The sequence below is a fragment of the Streptomyces sp. NPDC059169 genome (genome assembly GCF_042755225.1).
Classification (GTDB): domain Bacteria; phylum Actinomycetota; class Actinomycetes; order Streptomycetales; family Streptomycetaceae; genus Streptomyces.
The window spans coordinates 158,298-178,310 of the sequence record NZ_JBHZCF010000016.1 but is presented as its reverse complement, the minus strand read 5'-3'; the positions used below and the strand labels follow the sequence as shown (position 1 = coordinate 178,310).

At 70.5% G+C, this 20,013-nt stretch carries 16 protein-coding genes and 4 tRNA genes; 12 read left to right on the top strand and 8 right to left on the bottom strand.

Annotated elements, in window-relative coordinates:
• The first annotated feature begins 16 nt into the window (after positions 1–16).
• The 3 genes from ACFXOM_RS27175 to ACFXOM_RS27165 all read left to right on the top strand — a co-directional run bounded on the left by ACFXOM_RS27175 (position 17) and on the right by ACFXOM_RS27165 (position 1,871).
• Positions 17–559: a hypothetical protein gene (locus tag ACFXOM_RS27175; RefSeq protein WP_385039668.1), complete on the top strand. Its 543-nt coding sequence runs from the start codon at positions 17–19 to the stop codon at positions 557–559.
• 335 nt (positions 560–894) lie between these two features.
• Positions 895–1,263 carry a hypothetical protein gene (locus tag ACFXOM_RS27170; protein WP_385039665.1) on the top strand — a complete coding sequence of 123 codons (369 nt, stop codon included), beginning with the start codon at positions 895–897 and terminating at the stop codon, positions 1,261–1,263.
• A gap of 248 nt (positions 1,264–1,511) precedes the next feature.
• Positions 1,512–1,871 (top strand): hypothetical protein, encoded by a 360-nt coding sequence (locus ACFXOM_RS27165; RefSeq protein WP_385039663.1) that lies wholly within the window; start codon positions 1,512–1,514, stop codon positions 1,869–1,871.
• A 932-nt stretch (positions 1,872–2,803) separates the two neighbouring features.
• On the opposite strand, the gene ACFXOM_RS27160 is transcribed toward ACFXOM_RS27165, so the two are convergent.
• The gene (locus ACFXOM_RS27160; RefSeq protein WP_385039661.1) at positions 2,804–3,430 is read right to left on the bottom strand and encodes an XRE family transcriptional regulator; all 627 of its coding nucleotides are present in this window, start codon (positions 3,428–3,430) and stop codon (positions 2,804–2,806) included.
• Positions 3,431–3,611: 181 nt separating this feature from the next.
• On the opposite strand from ACFXOM_RS27160, the gene ACFXOM_RS27155 reads away from it, so the two are divergent.
• On the top strand, positions 3,612–3,806 hold the full coding sequence (locus ACFXOM_RS27155; RefSeq protein WP_385039658.1) for a hypothetical protein: 195 nt from the start codon (positions 3,612–3,614) through the stop codon (positions 3,804–3,806).
• 43 nt (positions 3,807–3,849) lie between these two features.
• Entirely contained in the window at positions 3,850–4,311 is a 462-nt protein-coding gene (locus ACFXOM_RS27150; protein ID WP_385039655.1) for a hypothetical protein, read from the top strand.
• A gap of 330 nt (positions 4,312–4,641) precedes the next feature.
• On the opposite strand, the gene ACFXOM_RS27145 is transcribed toward ACFXOM_RS27150, so the two are convergent.
• The 4 genes from ACFXOM_RS27145 to ACFXOM_RS27130 form a co-directional block, all read right to left on the bottom strand.
• Positions 4,642–4,714, bottom strand: a tRNA-Lys gene (locus tag ACFXOM_RS27145).
• 842 nt (positions 4,715–5,556) lie between these two features.
• Positions 5,557–7,416 (bottom strand): DEAD/DEAH box helicase, encoded by a 1,860-nt coding sequence (locus tag ACFXOM_RS27140; protein WP_385039653.1) that lies wholly within the window; start codon positions 7,414–7,416, stop codon positions 5,557–5,559.
• A 978-nt stretch (positions 7,417–8,394) separates the two neighbouring features.
• The gene (gene crcB / locus ACFXOM_RS27135) at positions 8,395–8,763 is read right to left on the bottom strand and encodes a fluoride efflux transporter CrcB (protein WP_384943190.1); all 369 of its coding nucleotides are present in this window, start codon (positions 8,761–8,763) and stop codon (positions 8,395–8,397) included.
• A complete protein-coding gene (locus tag ACFXOM_RS27130) occupies positions 8,760–9,281 on the bottom strand; it encodes a fluoride efflux transporter FluC (protein ID WP_385039651.1) in 522 nt (173 codons plus the stop codon). The genes crcB and ACFXOM_RS27130 overlap by 4 nt, the downstream gene beginning before the upstream one ends.
• Positions 9,282–9,770: 489 nt before the next feature.
• Between ACFXOM_RS27130 and ACFXOM_RS27125 the strand changes: the two genes are divergently transcribed.
• The 6 genes from ACFXOM_RS27125 to ACFXOM_RS27100 all read left to right on the top strand — a co-directional run bounded on the left by ACFXOM_RS27125 (position 9,771) and on the right by ACFXOM_RS27100 (position 13,309).
• Positions 9,771–10,121 carry a metallopeptidase family protein gene (locus ACFXOM_RS27125; RefSeq protein ID WP_384943186.1) on the top strand — a complete coding sequence of 117 codons (351 nt, stop codon included), beginning with the start codon at positions 9,771–9,773 and terminating at the stop codon, positions 10,119–10,121.
• 195 nt (positions 10,122–10,316) lie between these two features.
• On the top strand, positions 10,317–11,864 hold the full coding sequence (locus ACFXOM_RS27120) for a metallophosphoesterase (protein WP_384945665.1): 1,548 nt from the start codon (positions 10,317–10,319) through the stop codon (positions 11,862–11,864).
• A 190-nt stretch (positions 11,865–12,054) separates the two neighbouring features.
• Positions 12,055–12,127: transfer RNA gene (locus ACFXOM_RS27115), tRNA-Glu, on the top strand.
• Between the two features lie 46 nt (positions 12,128–12,173).
• Positions 12,174–12,248 (top strand) — tRNA-Asp (locus tag ACFXOM_RS27110).
• Between the two features lie 23 nt (positions 12,249–12,271).
• Positions 12,272–12,345, top strand: a tRNA-Phe gene (locus ACFXOM_RS27105).
• A gap of 430 nt (positions 12,346–12,775) precedes the next feature.
• On the top strand, positions 12,776–13,309 hold the full coding sequence (locus tag ACFXOM_RS27100) for a hypothetical protein (protein WP_384943183.1): 534 nt from the start codon (positions 12,776–12,778) through the stop codon (positions 13,307–13,309).
• Between the two features lie 62 nt (positions 13,310–13,371).
• Here ACFXOM_RS27100 and ACFXOM_RS27095 read toward each other — a convergent pair whose 3' ends face one another.
• From ACFXOM_RS27095 to ACFXOM_RS27085, 3 genes are read right to left on the bottom strand one after another with little or no spacing between them, the layout of a single operon-like run.
• Positions 13,372–14,214, bottom strand: a complete 843-nt coding sequence (locus ACFXOM_RS27095) for a cytochrome c biogenesis CcdA family protein (protein WP_385039648.1) — start codon at positions 14,212–14,214, stop codon at positions 13,372–13,374.
• On the bottom strand, positions 14,211–15,056 hold the full coding sequence (locus ACFXOM_RS27090) for a DsbA family protein (RefSeq protein WP_385039646.1): 846 nt from the start codon (positions 15,054–15,056) through the stop codon (positions 14,211–14,213). Before ACFXOM_RS27090 ends, ACFXOM_RS27095 begins: the two co-directional genes overlap by 4 nt.
• A 57-nt stretch (positions 15,057–15,113) precedes the next feature.
• Positions 15,114–15,515 carry a hypothetical protein gene (locus ACFXOM_RS27085; protein WP_384942902.1) on the bottom strand — a complete coding sequence of 134 codons (402 nt, stop codon included), beginning with the start codon at positions 15,513–15,515 and terminating at the stop codon, positions 15,114–15,116.
• Positions 15,516–15,975: 460 nt separating this feature from the next.
• Between ACFXOM_RS27085 and hrpA the strand changes: the two genes are divergently transcribed.
• Complete coding sequence (gene hrpA, locus ACFXOM_RS27080) at positions 15,976–19,938, top strand: ATP-dependent RNA helicase HrpA (protein ID WP_384942904.1); 3,963 nt, start codon at positions 15,976–15,978, stop codon at positions 19,936–19,938.
• The last annotated feature ends 75 nt before the right edge of the window (positions 19,939–20,013 follow it).

Sequence of the window (20,013 nt, the reverse complement as noted above, 5' to 3'; positions counted from 1 at the left end):
TAGCCACTTTTGCGGCATGCTTGGAGCCACCGTTCTCCTTGCTTCCGGATGTTCGAACGAAAAGCCCGGGTACGACTACGCCATGCCCCCGCAAGTCTGCGGCATCGAGGTCGATATGACTGCCCTGAAGCAGATCCTCCCACCCGGGAAAGAAGGAAAGACAACGGAGGTTGGGACCAGTAATTTCGACCACAGTACCTGCTGGGTAGTCGTCGACAAGAAGAGAGAGCTAGGCGTATCAATTTTGCGAGATAACGGTGTCGACGACTCCGCAAAATACTGGGAAAAAGAGTTTGAGAATTTCAAGAGAGTCTCACTTGGTGGAGTCGTCACCAGTGCTGGAGTAGGGAATAACGGCGCCGCGGCATCGATGAAATGCCGGCCGAAACCCGGTCAACCTCAGGAAGAGATGCCGAATTTTCCGTACACGCGCCTGAGGTTGAAGATCGAAATCAAGGATGGGGCGCAGAAATTCGAGGATGTAACCAAGCGCAGGGCGGCCATAGATGGATTCATGCAGTCCTACATTCCAAGGCTGACCAAAGCCTGGTGCAGGTGAAAAAATTCTTCATCTGTCGCCTTCCCGGACGAGAAATCATGAAGCATAAATCGCAACTGCGAGTCGCTCGGGAAGTCGGGCGTCCGACGGCGAGCAACACAGGGCGCCCGCTGCCACGAGTCCCGGTATTCCCGTCCTCTGACCGACCGGGACTCGTGATCCGCACGCCCGCTGACGCCTCTTCGGCATGAGCAGCGGTCGGGTCCCCAAGACTCCCGCCTCGACCGGGCTCCTGGCCGGATGCGGTCGAGGCGGAGCGGACCCCGAAGGGTCCGGCATCTGCACGACGGCACGGGGGCAGGCCCCGCACCAAGCACACACCCACAGAGTGGGGCATGACCACAGCACCGGTGAAACTCCGCCAGGGCCACGACCTCGTCGAGCCCGAGCTGTTCGACCGGCTCGTCGACTTCTGCGCCAAGGAGTACGGACTGGAACGAGTCGTCGCCGAGCAGGTCCAGGACCAAGCCCTCGCCCTGCTTTACGTGATGGGCACCACCAAGTCCGGCCACACCTTGGCCTCTTCGGAGACCGTGGACCCGGGCTGGCACACCTTCATGCTCCACAGCCCCGAGCACTCCCAGCGGTGCCACGAGAAGTTCGGCTACTACCTCCACCACCAGCCCAACTCGAAGGTCCGCACCAAGGGCTTGATGGTCGATGTCGTCGGGCGCATCAAGGCCGCGGGGTTCGAGGCCGCATGATGGCACCCTCCTACGGGGACCTGCCCGACACGGAGTGAACGCGGACCTGACCCGCCGCTTCGAGCTGGGCATGCTCTTCGCCAACCACGCGGTCCTGACCACCGGCCGGCTCACCCTCGCGCAACGCCCTTGCGGTTGAGCACATAGAGGTCGAACCGACCGTGCCGGCCACTGCCAACTGACCCGACCGGCGCGGGACCGGTATAACGTTCGCTATACCGGTCTCATCGCATGGGGGAGCTTTTGCAGTGTTCGTGGTGCCGTTGCTCGCTGGTCTCTGGTTTCTCTTGATAGCGCTCGGCGTGATTGTCGATGCGGTTTCCAGCAGTGCGTTCACTCTTGCGCTGTTCTTCGTGGGAAGTGCGCTGATCGTCGCGGGAGTCCGCATGGCGGCGGGTAAGGCGTCAGCGGTGCGGTTGGCGCGTCGCAGTGCGGCATTCGGGCTGGCCGTTGTGTTGTTTCCTTTCATCCTGGTCGTGTTGGGATTTGCTTTTACGCGAGATGTGGAGCGTCTGTCGCTCGCTTCCGGCGTCCTTTGGTGGAGCGCTGCTGGCACGGTCCCGGCCCTGGTCGTCTTGGGGACATGCCGGGGGAGGCGGGCGAGCTGATGGGTCTTGCAATTCGGTTGGGATGAGCCGCCAGAGGCGGCTTCGGTGCTGTGGCATTGAAGTCCAGCTAGCCGATCGCTCATGTCGCACGGGAAATCGCTGTGAATCCGGGGACGCTGCGCACGTGGGTGTGCCAGTATCACCGCGAGCACGGATGGCAGGATGGGCCGCTGCCGGTGGACATCCTGCTGTTGGCGACCGCAAGCAGGGGATTGAAGCCGTCCGGTCCCGAGAAGTGACGGCCGGGCAGAAACGAGGTCTCCAGATAGCAGATCGCCTGCTCGACCAGCTCTTTCGCCTACGGAGCACGCGGCAATCAGCGAGCTTGCCCGCGGGCGCGGCGAACTCCGAGGTCGGACGGCCGCAGCCGATGCCGGCCTCGTTGTCCAACCAACATCTTCGGCACCGCACCCCGGCCGGTCACCAGCCGACAGTGCCCGTCGAACAGGTCCCCGATCCGCCGCGAGGGCAGCATTGGCCGTTCCCGACACTGACGGACGTCCCCGCACCCCGTACGCTGACTTTGCTCGGGTGGTATGCCTGTGAGCGCTCCCGGCTACGTCGCAGGTTTCGACGCACGCGGCGGCCCGCCGGGCCCCTGCCCGTCCTCTGGCAGGCAGAGCGAAGGGCATCAGCCGTTGGTCGAACGGCACCCCGCTCGCCGGGCGGCCTGGCCGGGCTTGATCGCGCTACGTAGCCGATAACCTCTGACAGACATGCCAGAGTGGCAGTGGCCAACCCTTTCGCGCCGCCGCCGAGGAACGCGCAACGGCAAACATGGTCAGCGTCGGACGAGCATCTGTGGCACACGTGCGACATCCTCGCCGACCGCCTCGAAGGCCGCCTGGCTAGCCGCCCTCTTCCTCCGCCGACACGACGCGCCCCCTGTCTGGTCTACGAGCCGGGCAGAGGGCGCATTCATGCGTCCGGGGTCAGGCTGGCCGCCGGCTGTACGCCTCCAGAGTCGCCTTGTTCGTCGAGGCGTCCTGGAAGACGAGCTCCCACGGTCCGGTGTTGACGTCGAACTCCTTACCGAATCCCACCCACTTACCGGTCATGCGTCGACCGGTCGGCTCGACGAGCAGCTGGATTGCGCCGTGGTAGCGGGCTCCGCGGTAGTAGCCCTCGGTTGCGGTCTGCTCCGTCCACGTGCCGGTGGCGACGTGGCCGTCGACCTCAAGGTCCATGGTGAGCGGGCTGTCGGACGAACCGGGCAGACTGCGGGCCGTGAGTCGGCCGCCGTGCTGCAGAACGACCACGTAGTGCTGTCCGGTATACGACGAGTCGCGGCCGCTTGAGAAGTACTCGTAGCGGGACAGCCACACCCCGGAGTAGTTCCGGTGGGCACTCTGCGGGTCGGCCTGCGGCGTGGCGGTCACGGGCGCGATGCCGCCTGCCGCTGGCTCGACGTCGTGCCCACCGTGCCCGTCGTCGATGACCCGCCCCACGGCCGCGGCGACGAAGCCGAGCGACTCTATGGGCAGGCCGGTGACGGACTTCGCGCAACTCTGAGTACACGCGCCATCTTGATCGCGTGACGACCACCAGTGACGGCTCATCACGTGACGGCCTGACCGTGCGCGTGTACCGGGTCAACCCCGCCACAGGAACGCGGACGCCGGTCAAGCAGCGCACGCTCCCGCCCACCGACGCACCGACGCACCGACGCACCGACGCACCGATAGTGACGTCCGCATTCCCGCCGTGCTCCTGTCGATGCTGCCGGCAAGCAAACACGCGATGAGCCCGATTTGGGACGAGCAGGCGGAGCGCGCATCCGGCACCTGCGCCGCCTGCGGACTGCGCACCGATGACGGGATCGTCACCTGGCTGCCACGTATGTCGGCCGCGCACCTGCGTCTCATCGTCCACGCCCATCCCGACGCCTGCCAGCCACCCCAGAACCCCAGCCCGCTGCCACTGCGGCGGCTCTAGCAGCGAGCTGGGCACCACCCTCCACCACCACGAGAGGACTCCCATGGCCCAGACCGCGCGCACCTTACTCACCGACGTGCAGTCCAACGACGTCCGCGCCACCATCCTCGGCAACAACCCCGGCATGGACTCCGACCTCGCCGGCCGCATCCTCGTCGACGCCCTCGCGTTCGTCGGCACCGCGGCGAGCAGCCGGGGCCGGGCGCTCGTTCCGTCCCGCGTCGTCGACGAGGGACGGAACGCGCTCATCCTCCGCACCGGTCTCTACTACAACCTCTGCCGGACCTTCGGGAACTTCGTGCACCACCTGCCCGAGCGCCCCGACCCCAGCCGCCACGACCAGGCCGTCATCGACCGGACCATCGCGCACATCGAGGCCGCCGGGTACACCGTGGACCATGACCTGTGGCACGGGCCGACCGACACCCTCGTCTCCGTGGCCGCCGAGTGCCAGCACTCCGACGAGTCCGGACCGATCGTGACCATCCCGAAGCCCGAGGGCTGACGGACCCTAGGCTGCGGCACGGAAAGGAGGACGCCATGTCCGAATGGATCGATCCCCGGCACGCCGAGCTGGTCGCCGCGTGGAAGCGCGCGCAGGTACCGAGCTCGCGGAACCCGGAGCCCCGCCCGCGGCGTGCGTTCGTCGTACCGCAGTAGTGATCGCATACCGCCCCGACCAGCCGCACCCCGTCCTGACGCGGCTGGTCGAGGCTTCCGCATGTCTTGATCGTTTACCCGCCGGGCCAGCAGCCGGCCAGCACGTACCCCCGATACGCCTCTCCAACGAGATCAGCACCCGGCCGGGATAGTCCCTGACCGGGTGCTGAACGAGTAGGCCGTGTGGGACTCGAACCCACAACCAACGGATTAAAAGTCCGCTGCTCTGCCAATTGAGCTAACGGCCCTCGACGAGTCACCACTGAGCATAGCGGCACGAGGCCCGGCATCCGATCGGGTATCGGACACCGGGCCTCGCCGCAGGTGGCGTCGGGTGGTGCGGGCCGTGTGCGGTCGGTGTCCCGCGGAGGGTTGCGCAGTTGTGCCCCGGCCGGATCCACTCGCGGGAGGGGCACGGCGGCTCCACCCGCAGGAGGCCCACGGAGCGCCTCCCGCTGGGCCCCACCGCCCGGGCGTACGGACGTGCCACCGGGATGGGGCCTGGACGGGACGTGGTGACGCAGAGGCGGGTCTCGTGCCGTTGCCGGTCCGCACCGATCGCTCAGTCGCTACCAAGGGCCGTTGCCGCACCCGAGGTTGCGCAGCACCTCGCCGTCGACGTGCCGGGCGACGGGTCGGCACCGTCCTGTCCGCGCGTTCCTCGACGGCTCCGACCGGCGAACGCAGCACGGTCACCGGCGTGACGCCGTGGCGCTGCTGGGCGTTGGGTACGGGCGACGTGACCGCCGAACTGTCGACGGCACGGAGCCCGTTCACCGGCGAAGTGTTTGCCGGCGTCTCCATGGCCGCCGGGCCATCCGCGCGGACGTCGGCGAACCTGCCGCTGCCACGGCGCGGCCGGCCGTCCTCAGCGCCCTCCCGTGCTGCCACGTGCAGTGGGCCGCCTCCCGCGCTCCCGCTGCACGTGGGTCGAGCCTGAAGCAGTCGCCGGCAGCGCTCAGGGCAGCCGTTCGTCTGGGCACCGCCGGGCGACGGCGGGCGCCCCAACGCCGAAGGCCCGGGCCGCACCAAGGGGTGCGGCCCGGGCCTTCGGCGTAGTCATGCGCGGAGCCGCGTGTGCGGCCGCACGTCAGCCGTTGCGCTTCCAGCGGGGCTTGTCCTCGCGACGGCCGCCGCCGAACGAGCCGGAGCCCGAACCACGGTGGTCGTCACGACGGCCGTACGGGCGGTCGTGGCTGCCGGAGCGGTAGCCGCCCGAGGGGCGCTGCTCGTCACGGCGGTCGCGGTTGAACGGACGGTCACTGCCGCCACGGTGGTCACGACGCTCGAAACCACGGCCACCACGGTCGTCACGACGCTCGAAACCACGCTCGCCGTCCCGACGGTCGCGGCGCTCGAAGTTGCCGCGCTCGTCGCGGCGCTCACGACGCTCGTACGAGGAGCGCTCGTCACGGGAGTCACGGTCGGAACGGGCCTCGGGGCGCTGCTCCGGTACCGAGACCTCGGCGACGACCTCGGCCTGGGCCGCCTCCGTCACCTCGGCGACCGCGGCCTCCGGGTCCTCGCCCCGCTCGCGCGCGGCGCGGGCCACCAGCCTGTCGGCCTCCTCGCGCAACTCGGCGGCGCGGCGCTGTACCCGCTCCAGCTCCTTGGCGAGCTGGGCGGCTTCGCGCTCGGCCTGCTTGGCGGAGTTGCTGGCGGACTCCGCCTGCACCTCGGTCAGCGAACGGGCGCCGGTGATTTCGGCAACCTCCGGGTCGAAGGCCCCTGCGCCTCCGACGATGTGGCGCGAGGCGTCGACGCCCGCGTCCTCCATCAGGCGGAAGATCTGGCGGCGCTGGTGCGGGAGCGCCAGCGAGACGACGGTGCCGGACCGGCCCGCCCGGGCGGTGCGGCCGGACCGGTGCAGGTAGTCCTTGTGGTCGCCGGCAGGGTCGACGTTCAGGACGAGGTCGATGCCGTCGACGTGGATGCCGCGGGCCGCGACGTCGGTCGCGACGAGGACGTTGACGTAACCGTCCTTGAAGTCGGCCAGGGTGCGGGTCCGCGCGCCCTGCGTCATACCGCCGTGCAGGGCGTCGGCCTTCACACCGGCGTCGCGCAGCTGCTCCGCGACGCGGTCCGCACCCAGCTGGGTCCGGACGAAGATGATGGTGCGGCCCTTGCGGGCGGCGATGGCCGCGGTGACGGGCGCCTTGTCCTTCGGCTTCACGACGAGGACGTGGTGCGACATGGTCGTGACCGCGCCCTGGGCGGCGTCGACCTCGTGGCTGACGGGCTCGACGAGGTAGCGGTCGACCAGGGTGCCGATCTCGTCCTCCAGGGTGGCGGAGAACAGCATGCGCTGGCCGCCGACGGGAACCTGGTCGAGCAGCTCGGTGACCTCGGGCAGGAAGCCGAGGTCGGCCATCTGGTCGGCCTCGTCGAGGACGGCGACCTGGACCTGCTCCAGGGAACAGGCGCCCCGGTTGATGATGTCGCGCAGCCGGCCCGGGGTGGCGACGAGGATGTCGACGCCGCGCTCCAGGGCGTAGATCTGGTTGCCCATGGACGTACCGCCGCAGACGACCTTCATCTTCAGGCCGAGGACGTCGCCGTACGGCTGCAGCGCGTCGGCGACCTGCATGGCGAGCTCGCGGGTCGGGGTGAGGATGACGCCGCGGGGCTTCTTCTTGTCGGTGTGGCCGCCGGCCAGCGTCGAGAGCAGCGGGAGGCCGAAGGAGAGGGTCTTTCCGGAGCCGGTGCGGCCGCGGCCCAGGATGTCCTTGCCGGCCAGGGCGTCGGGGATGGTCGCCGCCTGGATCGGGAACGGGACGGTGACACCGTTCTGGGCGAGCTTGCGGACGACGCCCTCGGGGAGGCCGAGGTCCGCGAACGTCACCTCGGGAGCCTCGGCGGTCGCGCCGTCGGTCGTCGTGGGCTCATCGACGAGCTGTGCGTTCTCGTCGTTTTCGGGCAGGACGGCACGGTCAGAACTGGCAATGGACATGCGAAACGCAAAACCTTCCGGAGTCTTGGCACGCGCCCAAACTCCGTGTTCGCAATTCGACCGCCTCGATGCGGTCAGCCACGGCAAGGGAGAGTACGCGCCACACGCGGCGCGCTTCTGTGGTGGCGCCGGGCAAATGGGATCAAACGATCTACCACCATACGCACCTCCCCCCTCCTGATGCAAACTGCTGCCGTGCGGCGCTCGTCACACCCCGCGGTCCATCGGGGTGAAACACCCGCGCGGCAGCACGCGGACCGCCCGCCGGGACCCGGCCGCACCGGTACCGGCGGCCGCACCGCCGCGCCCGGGTCACGCCGGGCGCCACCGTGGCGACGGCGGCGACCCGGCCCACGTGAACGCCTCGTCGTCCTCCTTCCGCAGCGCGCCCAGCTGGGTCTCGGGCTCCGGTGACAACGTCGGCAGGTCGGTCGGTTCCGGCGGCGTGGGCTCCGGGTCCGGAGGCGTCGGGGTGGGCTCCACCGGCGGGGGCTCCGAGGACGTCGGGGGATCCACGGGAGGCGTCCGGGTACCCGGGGCGGGTGCGGTAGCCCGGGGCCTGCCGGGCTGCGGCTCGACACCCGGGGAGGGACGTACGGGCGGCGCCGAGGAGGCACCCGGGCGGTCCACCGGTGTCCCGTACCTGCCGTCGTCCTTCCCGACTTCCTTGGTGGCTTCGGACCGTTCCGACGCGCTCCGCCCCGAACGCATGTGCACACCGCCGCCCGGCTCCCCGCCGTCCGGTTCGGGTGCGGCTCCCTTGGGGTGCGTCGGCTTCGCGGGAGCCGGCTCGTCGCCTTCGTCGCTCACGCTCATACAGCCCGAAGAGGCCGCGGCCACCAGGGCGGTGGCGATCCATAGGGCACAACGGCCGGGGGCTGACAACTGGCGCACAGGGGGGACCTCCGGGGCCACGGGACGCGGGTTTCCCTGCCCAACTCCCTCGGGCTCGCGCGGGACACGCCCGAACGGGGGGCGCTAACGCCCCAGTCCGCCCGCGAGGTCCGCCCCGACCAGCACCGCCCCCAGGCCCACCAGCATCGATGCCGCAACGTTCATGGCCGCCAGGAACGTCCAGCCGCGCTCGGCGAGCCGGAGCGTCTCGTAGCTGAAGGTCGAGTAGGTCGTCAGCGCCCCGCACAGCCCGGTGCCGACCAGCGCGAACACCGCCGAGTGGGACGGGACCGCCGCCCCGGCCAGCACCCCCAGGACGAAGCAGCCGGCCGCGTTCACCACGAACGTGCCCCAGGGGAACACCGAGTCGTGCCGCAGCTGCACCGCACGGTCCGTCAGGTACCGCAGCGGAGCACCCACCGCGGCGCCGAGGACCACCGCCGGCCAGTTCACCGTCCCACCGCCCTACGCGTCACCGTTGCCCCCAGCCACACCGCGCCCATCGCCGCGCACACGGTCGCGGCGGCGTATCCGGCCGCCTCCGCGACCCGCTGGCGCTCCAGCAACTCCGCGACGTCCAGGGCGTACGTCGAAAAGGTGGTGAAGCCGCCCAGCACACCCACTCCGGCGAACGGCCTGACCAGTGGATGCGTCACCACCCGACGCTCGCTCACCAGCACCATCAGCACGCCGATGAGCGCGCAGCCGACCACGTTGACCCAGAACGTCCCCCAGTGGGAGGGCCAGACCAACGACACCCCGTAGCGGGCGGAGGCGCCCAGCACCGCGCCCGCCGAAATGGCGGCCAGGATCTTCCACTTCCCGGTGCCCGCCGTCTCGGCGCGCTGCGCGGAGAGGTGGAGGTCGACATCCGGGTCGATGGCCTCGTCCGCGTACGAATCGGGATGGTGGCGCGCGTGGGCGTGGTGCGGCGGGCGGGGGTCGGGGCGCTGGCCAGGGCGGGAGCTCATCCCCGCCCCCGGGCGGACGGCCGTTCGCCGTCGATCTGCAGGGGGCGGGCGATCCGGGTCGCGCTACACCCGCAAGACGTGCCTGCCGCCGGAGGACGGGGGCCGATCCGCGGGGCCGGGGGAAGTTCGCATGTCACCACGGGAGCCATTCTCGCGCGCGGTCTCCGTGCTGCGCGCGACCGCGGGCCCGCTGCCCCCTGCCCACGTCCACGTCCACGTTTCACCCCGTCCGCGGACGACCGGGTGGGGCCGGACGACCCGGGCGCCGCATGGCCGAGGTCCTCACGGGCACGGACGAGTCGGGCCCTCCCTCGTGCCGGCCCGACCGGGCAGGGACGACGTACGGGACGTGCTCCGGGCGCGGCCGGTACGTACCGGTGGGCCCGGGGCGGACCGCGCCGCTCTCCAGGGCGTCGCACGGGCGCCCCGTGGCGGACGACCGGGGCCATTGCCCTCCCGGAACCGCCTTCGTCCCTGACAATGGTCCCTGTGCTGGAGATGTCGCGGGAAGCATTCGAAGAACTGGTGAGCCAGGCCCTGGACACGATCCCCCCGGAGCTGACCCGGGTCATGGACAACGTGGCCGTCTTCGTGGAGGACGAACCCGACCCGTCCGACCCGGAGCTGCTGGGACTGTACGAGGGGACTCCGCTCACCGAACGCGGGGAGTGGTACGCCGGCGTGCTCCCCGACCGCATCTCCCTCTACATGGGCCCGACGCTGCGCTACTGCGAGACCCAGGACGACGTGGTGCGCGAGGTGGCCGTGACCGTCGTCCACGAGATCGCGCACCACTTCGGCATCGACGACGAGCGGCTCCACGAGCTCGGCTGGGGCTGACCGCCCGAACCGGCCGCGGAAGGGGCCGAATCTGCCTTCTCCGTCCCGTACGGGCGCCGAAGCAAAGCTCGCGGTCCTGTTCGATCAGGTCCCGCGCTCCACGGCCCCGCAGGCGCGCGCAAGCACACGCCCACACATGCGCGGAAACGCGGAAACCCCGGCATGGCCACCGCCGCACATGGGCATACGGGACCAATGGCCCGCCCTCGTGAACGGATCAGCGCCGCCCGTACCGCTCTCGGGCGCCGCTTTCGGCTCCACCGCTCCGCACCCACCGGCCCCTTCGTCCACGGCCCCCACCCGTTCGCCAGAGCCGTCGGGCTGATCGCCGTCGTCCTGACAGGGGCGTGGCTCGGCCTGCTGATCGTGGGGTCCGTCCACACCCCCGTCGGACCGATGGACACGAGCATGACGCTGCGCCCTTCCCTCAGCGGCGGCACGAAGATCAACGTCTCTCCGCTCGGTGCCCTGGAACTGGACTCCCACCACGCGCCCATCCGCCTCGACGTCGACGTGGACCTGCTCGACCCGGTGCGGTCCCAGGCGCTCGTCGAGCACCCGGAGCGCCTCTCCGGCCTCCAGCAGGAGATCAGCCAGGACGTGGCGGACGGCACCCGCGAACTCGCCGTGCGCTCCTGCGTGGCCGTGGTCCTCGGCGCCTGCGCCCTCGGCCTCGCGGTCTACCGTCGCCCGCGCAAGGCCCTCGCCGCCGGCGGTCTCGCACTGGCGCTCCTCGCGGCGTCCGGCGCCAGCGCCTACGCCACCTGGAACCCCCGGTCGGTATTGGAACCCAAGTTCTCCGGGCTGCTGAGCAGCGCCCCCTCCGTCGTCGGCAACGCCCGCTCCATCGTCACCGAATTCGACGTGTACCAGAAGGAGTTGGCCCGGCTGGTCACCAACGTGACCAAACTGTACGAGGCGACCTCCACGCTGCCCGTCTACCAGCCGGACCCGGGCACCATGCGGGTGCTGCACGTCTCCGACATCCACCTCAACCCGGCGGCGTGGCACATCATCGGCTCGCTGGTCGAGCAGTACGACATCGACGTCATCATCGACTCGGGCGACACGATGGACCACGGCACCGCCGCCGAGAACTCCTTCCTGGACCCGATCCCGGACCTCGGCGCGCCCTACGTGTGGGTCCGCGGCAACCACGATTCGCTCGTCACCCAGCACTACCTGCAGAAGCTCAAGAACGTGCACGTCCTCGACGAGGGCCGGGCGGTCACCGTCTCGGGCCTGCGGATAGCGGGAGCCGGCGACCCGCAGTTCACCCCCGACCGTTCCGTGGTGGCCCAGGGCGACCCGGCGGAGCGCATGACGGGCATCCGCCTGGCCTCCAGCCTGCGGGACCAGCGCCGCGCGGGAACTCCCGTCGACATCGCGGTCGCCCACAACCCCGTCGCCGCGCGCGAGACCGACGGCGAGGTCCCGCTCGCCCTGGCGGGGCACGTGCACCACCGAGAGACCGAGGTCCTCCCGCGCGGCACCCGCCTCAAGATCGAGGGCTCCACGGGGGGCGGCGGGCTGCGCGCCGTCCAGAACCAGGAACCGGAGAAGGTCCGTGCGTCCGTCTTCTACCTGGACCGGAACACGCGGAAGCTCCAGGCGTGGGACGAGATCACCCTCGGCGGCCTGGGGCTCACCACGGCGGAGGTCAGCCGCCACCTGGCCACGGCCCCGCCGTCGGGCGGCCCCGCGTCGCCGGCACGGTCTCCCTCGACCGGTCCTTCCGGGTGATCCCGGCCGTGTCCGGCTCCGTCCCCGGCAGCACCGCTGGCCGGGCGGGAGGCGGCCGACACCCGGGCTGGAGCCGCCCTCAGCGGTCGCGCTCGGCCGTCTCCGGGAAAGCGTTTTGGCGATAGCTCCCGGCATCCCATATGCTTCTCACGTCCCCGACGCGCTGCGAAGCGCCCACGGCGGGCCTTTAGCCCTCATCGTCTAGTGGCCCAGGACGCCGCCCTTTCAAGGCGGTAGCACGGGTTCGAATCCCGTTGGGGGCACGCACAACCGTGTGCGAGACTTGCTCTCGCACAATGCATCACCTTTGGTCCTGTGGAGCAGTTTGGAGTGCTCGCCACCCTGTCAAGGTGGAGGCCGCGGGTTCAAATCCCGTCAGGACCGCTGCGATCCCCCGTGGATCGCGTGGCTGGGTAGCTCAGTTGGTACGAGCGTCCGCCTGAAAAGCGGAAGGTCGCCGGTTCGACCCCGGCCCCAGCCACCGCAGCCCACCAGGGCGGACACCCCCTCCGGGATTTTCCCGAGGGGGTGTTCTCGTGTTGCTTGCGCCCATCCGTACGCCAACGGGTCCCAGGTGAGGGTGCCGCTGGCGACCGGAGCGCCCTGCGCCGCGCGTCCGGCGGGGCGCGGTCCACCGGGGGGCTTCGCACCACGGAACGGCCCCTCTCCTCTGCTGGGGTCCGGACTCCGGGTCTCCGCCCCGGCCCGGCCGCGTTCCACCGTCCCGCGACGACCCCTCGACCGGTGAAACGGTTCGGCCGACAGCGGTCGAGTGTCGCCGGAGTTCCTTCACTCCTCCCTCGGTAGGGTGCTGCGCGGGTTCGCACGGCGCGCGTCCCGCGACGGTGCGGACCGTCCCGCCCCGGCGCCCGGTCGCCGGGGACCCCGATCCCCGAATCCTGAGACCGCCGATGCCCCCGTGCTCTCCGATCCTGCTCGGCCTCACCTTGGCGCTCGCCGCCCAGGTGCCCGCTGCCGAGTCCGCCGCCATCGCCCCGGCTACGGTCCCGCTCGCCGCGGGAACCCTGTCCATCACCGCCCCGGCGGCGGCGGACGTCGGGGTCGCCACCCCCGGGGCCACGCTCCAGGTGCGCTTCACCGCGGTCCAGGTCACCGACGGACGGGGGCTGGCCCCCGCCGTCTGGACCGCGAGCGTCACCACCAACCACTTCACGGATCCGCAGAACAGCTCACGGCGGATCAACAGGAACGCCGCCTCCTACTGGTCAGGCCCCGCCACCGCGACCACCGGGGTCGGGACCTTCACGCCGGGCCAGCTCACCCGAGCGCAGCAGGTGAACCTGGCCACCACCCGCACCGCCTTCAAGCTCACCGGAGGGCAGGGGAACACCACGGCCCGGTGGTCACCGACCCTGGTGGTCAAGATTCCGGCGGACGCACTCAGCGGGCGGTACGTCGGCGTCATCTCGCACTCCGTCGTGTAGGCCCCGGGGGGGGGCGGGATCCGTGGGAGGAGCTCCGCAGGAGCGGGGCTCCTCCCACGCGTTCACACCCGGCTGCGTCCCGCCCGGCTCCGGCGGCGCCGGGCGCGCGCCGCCGGGACGATGGCCGCGACCAGCACGACCAGGGCAAGCAGCACCCAGTCCGGGACCGCACGTCCGGCCCCGGCGACCCATTCCTCCACGGCGAAGGACGCATCGACCGGGAGGAGTCCCGGCAGGGCCGTGGTGCCGTCGAACGTGAGGAAGAGGACGCCCAGTGCGATGAAGAAGAGCCCGGACAGGGTGGACGTGGTGTGCAGTTCGAAGCGGCCCGCGATACGGACCGTGCGGCCTCGCAACCACGTCCGGCCGCCCAGCTCCCACCGCTCCCAGAGCAGCGCGAGCGCGAACAGCGGCAGGGCCATGCCGAGCGCGTAGACGGCGAGGAGCAACCCTCCGTAGACGGGACTGCCGCTCACCGCGGCCACCGTGAGGACGCTCCCGAGGATCGGCCCCGCGCAGAAGCCGGCCAGTCCGTAGACCATGCCCAGGGCGTAGACGGACACCGCCGTCGTCGGACGGATGCGCCCGCTGACGTCGGAGAGCCGCCGGAACGCGAAACCCCGCCCCAGGATCTGGACGATCCCGAGCGTGATGATCAGCCAGCCGCCCGCGGTGACCAGCAGGTCGCGGTGACCGTAGAAGAGCCGCCCGGCGAGGGAACCGGCGGCTCCGAGCGGCACCAGCGTGGTCGCCAACCCCGCGTAGAAGATGCCGGTGCGGGCGAGGAGCCTGGTCGTGGTGTCGATCGAGTAGGCGAAGAACGCCGGCAGCAGCAGGGCGCTGCACGGGCTGAGCAAGGCGAGCAGGCCGCCGAGGAAGGCGGCGAGGTACCCGATGCCGGTCACCGGGAGGAGCCCTCCGCCGCGCCGGTCGGCCTCTCCGGAGCTCCGGCCGGTACCGAAGGCCCCCGGGAGGCGGAGGGGTCCGCCGCGCCGGACGGCACCCCGGGGCCGGCCGCCTGGCCCGGGTCCGCCGCCCTGCGGGCCGCCTCGATGGCGTCCACGAACGTCTGCACCGACTGGGCCCCCGCGATCGGACGGCCGTTCACCAGGAACGACGGTGTGGACGTCGCGCCGAGGGAGTAGCCTTCCTCCTGGTCCCTGGCCACCGCCTGCCGGGCCGCCTCACTGTTCGCGTCGCGCGCGAAAAGGGACAGGTCCTTCACACCGGCCTGCCGCGCGATCTCCTGCAGCCGCGCCTCGCCGAAGCCCTTCTCCTTGGCGTCGGCGGCGTACGCCGTGTCGTGGAACTGCCAGAAGCGGCCCTGCTGGCCGGCGGCCCAGGAGGCGCGTGCCGCGGACTCCGACTCCTCGCCGAAGATGGGGAAGTTGCGCCATTCGATGCGCAGCGTGCCGTTGTCGACGTACTTCTTCACCAGCGCGGGCTGGGTGTCGCGGGCGAACTTCCCGCAGTAGCCGCACTTGAAGTCGGCGTACTCGACCAGCACCACGGGGGCGTCCGCGCGCCCCAGGGCGAGGGGGTCGCCGGGGGCCCGCCGTGCGAGCTTCTCCAGCTCCGAGAAGGCCCCGGAACCCTGCTCCGTGGAGGCGTCGGTGACCTCGCCCGACGGGGACGAGTCGGGTGCGGTGGCCATGTACGAGGCGACGCCGAGGGCGACCGCGGCGGCTGCCACGGCGGCACCGAGCGCGAACGGCTTCAGCGAGGTGCGGGAACGGGAATCGGGCATGGTTGTGGGGTCTCTCCTGGACGCGAAGGGATGGGCGTGGGCACGGGCGTGCCGCGCCTATACGCGCAGGACGGAGAGGCTGACGGGACTGGGGGCCGCCACCGGCGGCGGACCGCGCTCCAGGACGGTCTCCGCGCCGCCGTCGACGGCCCCACAACCGGTCACGACGTGCGCCCCCTGGAGGGACGGCAGCAGTTCGTGCGCCGAGGGGCCGCGCGGTGGCGTGGCAGGGCCGAGTCCGCCGTCGTCCTGGGAGCCCCGGCAGCCCGGGGTTCCCTGGTGGACCTGCGCGTCGTGGGCCGGTGCCACTGCTGCGGTGAGCCTCGTGCCCGTGTCGGTGGCCGCGGCACTGTCCGTGCCGACCGTGCGCCCCGTGCAGAGCAGCACCGCGACGAGCACCGCCGCCAGCACGCCGGTGGCCGCGGTCACGCGGCTCCACCGGCTGCGGAAGCGGGACATGGGCGCGGTCTCCTGTACGTCTGCGTTATCCGGTACGTCTGGTTCGATCTGGTCGCCATCGTACGGGGACGGGCCTGGGCCCACCCGGCGAGCGGTCCGTACGGTCCGCGGGGCACCGCGCCGACGGCGCGGGCGGGACCCGGCTGCGCCCGGGCGACGGCGTACCCGGTCCCGTTCGGTGCAGCCGCCCCCGTGGCCGGTCCGCTCATGCCGGGCGAGCCGACGCCGCCTCCGACAGCCGTGACTCCCGCTGTTGCGAGGACGGGGGGGCCGCCCGACGGGACCGTCCCGGGAGACGCGGTGCCACCGACCGTCACCGGCCGGCCGGTCAGGCGCCGCGGTGCCACCGGCCGGCCTCCCGCTCGTCGTGATTCGTCTGCCCGTCCCGGTGCCCGCACGGACGCACCAGTCGGAAATGGGTTCGCCACTCCGCTCGCGCGGGTGCGATCCTGGATCCCGTATGTCTACTTCCTTCGCCGATCTCCAGACCCAGCTGGCCGAGATCTCGCTGCGCGATGCGCACCGGCTCGGACGGCGGCTCGAGGGCACCCGCCGCATCCGCAAGCCCGAGGCCCGGCAGGCCGTGCTGGACGAGATCGCGGCCGAGGCCGTGAAGGCCGCCGCCCGCACCGCGGAGCGCGCGGCACGGGTGCCCGGGGTCACGTACCCCGAGCAACTCCCGGTCAGCCAGAAGAGGGACGAGATCCTGGAGGCGATACGGGACCACCAGGTCGTGATCGTCGCGGGTGAGACCGGTTCCGGCAAGACCACCCAGATCCCGAAGATCTGTCTGGAACTGGGACGCGGTGTGCGCGGCATGATCGGCCACACCCAGCCCCGCCGGATCGCCGCCCGCACGGTCGCCGAGCGCGTCGCGGAGGAACTCGGCACCCCACTGGGCGAAGCCGTCGGCTGGAAGGTCCGGTTCACCGACCAGGTCGGCCAGGACACCTTCGTCAAGCTGATGACGGACGGCATCCTCCTCGCGGAGATCCAGACGGACCGCGAGCTGCGGACGTACGACACGATCATCATCGACGAGGCCCACGAGCGCAGCCTCAACATCGACTTCCTGCTCGGGTACCTGGCGCAGTTGCTGCCGAAACGTCCCGACCTCAAGGTCGTGATCACCTCCGCGACCATCGACCCCGAGCGCTTCTCGCGACACTTCGGCGACGCCCCCATCGTGGAGGTCTCCGGCCGTACGTACCCGGTCGAGGTCCGCTACCGCCCCCTGCTCGAAGAGAACTCCGACGAGTCCGACCGCGACCAGATCACCGCTGTCTGCGAAGCGGTCGACGAGCTCCAGAAGGAAGGACCGGGCGACGTCCTGGTCTTCCTCTCCGGGGAGCGCGAGATCCGCGACACCGCGGACGCGCTGAACAAGAAGAACCTCCGGAACACCGAGGTCCTCCCCCTCTACGCGCGGCTCTCGCACGCCGAGCAGCACCGCGTCTTCCAGCCGCACACCGGCCGCAGGATCGTCCTCGCGACGAACGTCGCCGAGACGTCGCTCACCGTCCCGGGCATCAAGTACGTCATCGATCCGGGAACCGCCCGCATCTCCCGCTACAGCCACCGCACCAAGGTGCAGCGGCTGCCCATCGAGGCGATCAGCCAGGCCAGCGCCAACCAGCGCAAGGGTCGTTGCGGCCGGACCTCCGACGGCATCTGCATCCGGCTGTACAGCGAGGACGACTTCCTCTCCCGGCCCGAGTTCACGGACGCGGAGATCCTCCGCACGAACCTGGCGTCCGTCATCCTGCAGATGACCGCGGCCGGCCTCGGCGACATCGAGAAGTTCCCCTTCATCGACCCGCCGGACCACCGCAACATCCGCGACGGCGTGCAGTTGCTCCAGGAGCTGGGCGCGCTCGACCCGGCGCAGAAGGATCCCAAGAAGAGGCTCACGCAGATGGGCCGCAAGCTGGCGCAGTTGCCCGTCGACCCGAGGCTCGCCCGCATGGTGATGGAGGCCGACAAGAACGGCTGCGTCCGTGAGGTCATGGTGATCGCGGCCGCGCTGTCGATCCAGGACCCGCGCGAGCGCCCGGCCGAGAAACAGGCACAGGCGGACCAACAGCACGCCCGCTTCAAGGACGAGACGAGCGACTTCCTCGCCTTCCTGAACCTCTGGCGCTACGTCCGGGAGCAGCAGAGGGAGCGCGGCTCCTCCAGCTTCCGCCGGATGTGCCGGCAGGAGTACCTGAACTTCCTGCGCATCCGCGAATGGCAGGACATCTACTCGCAGCTGCGCACGGTCGCCAAGCAGATGGGGATCCACCTCGGCGAGAACGACGCCTCCGACCAGCAGGTGCACGTCTCGCTGCTCGCCGGGCTCCTCTCCCACGTGGGGATGAAGGACGTCAAGGACACCGGGCGTGAGGACGGGAGGAGCACGGCCAAGAACGAGTACGTGGGCGCGCGCAACGCCAAGTTCGCCGTCTTCCCCGGCTCCGCCCTCTTCAAGAAGCCGCCACGCTTCGTGATGTCCGCCGAGCTGGTCGAGACGTCGCGGCTGTGGGCACGGGTCAACGCGAAGATCGAGCCCGAGTGGATCGAGCCGCTGGCCCAGCACCTGGTCAAGCGCACGTACAGCGAGCCGCACTGGGAGAAGGACCAGGCGGCGGTGATGGCGTACGAGAAGGTCACGCTGTACGGCGTGCCGATCATCGCCGACCGGAAGGTGAACTACGGGCGGATCGACCCGGAAGCGAGTCGCGAGCTCTTCATCCGCCACGCGCTGGTCGAGGGCGACTGGCGGACGCACCACAAGTTCTTCGCCGCCAACCGCAAGCTCCTCACCGAGGTCGAGGAATTGGAACACCGGGCACGGCGCCGGGACATCCTCGTGGACGACGAGACCCTGTTCGACTTCTACGACCAGCGGGTCCCCGAGCACATCGTGTCGGGCGCACACTTCGACTCCTGGTGGAAGAAGAAGCTCCGCGAAGGAGGGGAGGCGGCCGAACTCCTCGACTTCGAACGCGAGATGCTCATCAACGAGAAGGCCGGGGAGGTCACCAAGGACGACTACCCGGACTCATGGCGACAGGGCCCGCTGAAGTTCCGGGTCACCTACCAGTTCGAGCCCGGCGCGGACGCCGACGGCGTGACCGTCCACGTCCCGCTGCACGTGCTGAACCAGGTCACCGACGAGGGCTTCGACTGGCAGATCCCCGGCCTGCGCGAAGAGGTCGTCATCGAGCTGATCCGCTCCTTGCCGAAGGCGATCCGACGTCACTACGTACCCGCGCCGAACTTCGCGAAGGCCTTCCTGGAGCGGGCCGTCCCCCTGCAGGAGCCCTTGCCGGTCACCCTCGCGCGCGAGCTGCAGCGGATGGTCGGTGTACCGGTCACAGCCGACGACTTCGACCTCGCCAGGGTCCCTGACCACCTCAAGATCACGTTCCGCATCGTCGACGAGCGCCGGCGCAAGCTGGCGGAGGACAAGGACCTGGAGGCCCTGCGCCTGAGGCTGCGACCGAAGGCCCGCCAGGCCCTGTCCAAGGCCGCCGCAGTGACCGCCGAGCGCTCGGGCGGCGAGGCGATCGAGCGCACGGGCCTGACGGACTGGACGATCGGGTCGCTGGCGAAGGTCTTCGAGACCCGGCGCGCGGGCCAGCCGGTCAAGGCGTACCCGGCCCTGGTCGACCAGGGCGAGTCCGTCGCCGTGCGCCTCTTCGACACCGAGGCCGAACAGGCCGCGGCGATGCGGCGGGGCACCCGACGGCTGATCCTGCTGAACATCCCGGTCAACCCCGCGAAGTTCGCTTCCGAGCGGCTGACCAACCAGCAGAAGCTCGCCCTGTCCCGCAATCCCCACGGCTCCGTTCAGGCCCTCTTCGACGACTGCGCGACGGCGGCCGCGGACCGGTTGATCGCCGACCACGGTGGTCCCGCATGGGACGAGTCGTCGTTCCGGAAGCTGTACGACGAGGTCCGCGCGGACCTCGTCGACGTCACCGTGCGGACCGTGGACACGGTCGGGCAGGTCCTGGCCGCCTGGCAGGCCTGTGAGCGCCGCCTGAAGGGCACGAACAGCCTGGCCCTGGTCACCAACGTCCAGGACGTGCGCGCGCAGCTGGCGGAGCTCGTGCCCGCGGGCTTCGTCACGCGGACGGGGCTGCGCCGGCTCCCCGACCTGATGCGTTACCTGGTCGCGGTGGACCGACGGCTGCAGCAGATGCCGACGGCCGTCCAGCGCGACACGACGCGTATGGCGAAGGTGCACGAGATGCAGGACGAGTACGCCTGGCTGCTCGAACAGCTGCCCAAGGGGCGGCCGGTGCCCCAGCAGGTCCTGGACATCCGCTGGATGATCGAGGAGCTCCGGGTGAGCTATTTCGCCCACGCCCTGGGCACGGCGTACCCCGTGTCCGACAAGCGGATCATCAAGGCGATCGACGCGGCGGCACCGTAGCGCGGCCATCGCCTTGAGTGAGTTCGACCGGACCGTCTGACCTGCTGTACAGTCTCTCTCGCAGCCAACGAAGTA

What these genes read in the sequence shown, in the direction of transcription:
- ACFXOM_RS27175 (WP_385039668.1), top strand. Translation starts at nt 17, where the DNA reads ATGCTTGGAGCCACCGTTCTCCTTGCTTCCGGATGTTCGAACGAAAAG.
- ACFXOM_RS27170 (WP_385039665.1), top strand. Translation starts at nt 895, where the DNA reads ATGACCACAGCACCGGTGAAACTCCGCCAGGGCCACGACCTCGTCGAG.
- ACFXOM_RS27160 (WP_385039661.1), bottom strand. Translation starts at nt 3,430, where the DNA reads ATGAGCCGTCACTGGTGGTCGTCACGCGATCAAGATGGCGCGTGTACT.
- ACFXOM_RS27155 (WP_385039658.1), top strand. Translation starts at nt 3,612, where the DNA reads ATGAGCCCGATTTGGGACGAGCAGGCGGAGCGCGCATCCGGCACCTGC.
- ACFXOM_RS27150 (WP_385039655.1), top strand. Translation starts at nt 3,850, where the DNA reads ATGGCCCAGACCGCGCGCACCTTACTCACCGACGTGCAGTCCAACGAC.
- ACFXOM_RS27140 (WP_385039653.1), bottom strand. Translation starts at nt 7,416, where the DNA reads ATGTCCATTGCCAGTTCTGACCGTGCCGTCCTGCCCGAAAACGACGAG.
- ACFXOM_RS27130 (WP_385039651.1), bottom strand. Translation starts at nt 9,281, where the DNA reads ATGAGCTCCCGCCCTGGCCAGCGCCCCGACCCCCGCCCGCCGCACCAC.
- ACFXOM_RS27120 (WP_384945665.1), top strand. Translation starts at nt 10,317, where the DNA reads ATGGCCCGCCCTCGTGAACGGATCAGCGCCGCCCGTACCGCTCTCGGG.
- ACFXOM_RS27100 (WP_384943183.1), top strand. Translation starts at nt 12,776, where the DNA reads ATGCCCCCGTGCTCTCCGATCCTGCTCGGCCTCACCTTGGCGCTCGCC.
- ACFXOM_RS27090 (WP_385039646.1), bottom strand. Translation starts at nt 15,056, where the DNA reads ATGCCCGATTCCCGTTCCCGCACCTCGCTGAAGCCGTTCGCGCTCGGT.
- ACFXOM_RS27085 (WP_384942902.1), bottom strand. Translation starts at nt 15,515, where the DNA reads ATGTCCCGCTTCCGCAGCCGGTGGAGCCGCGTGACCGCGGCCACCGGC.
- hrpA (WP_384942904.1), top strand. Translation starts at nt 15,976, where the DNA reads ATGTCTACTTCCTTCGCCGATCTCCAGACCCAGCTGGCCGAGATCTCG.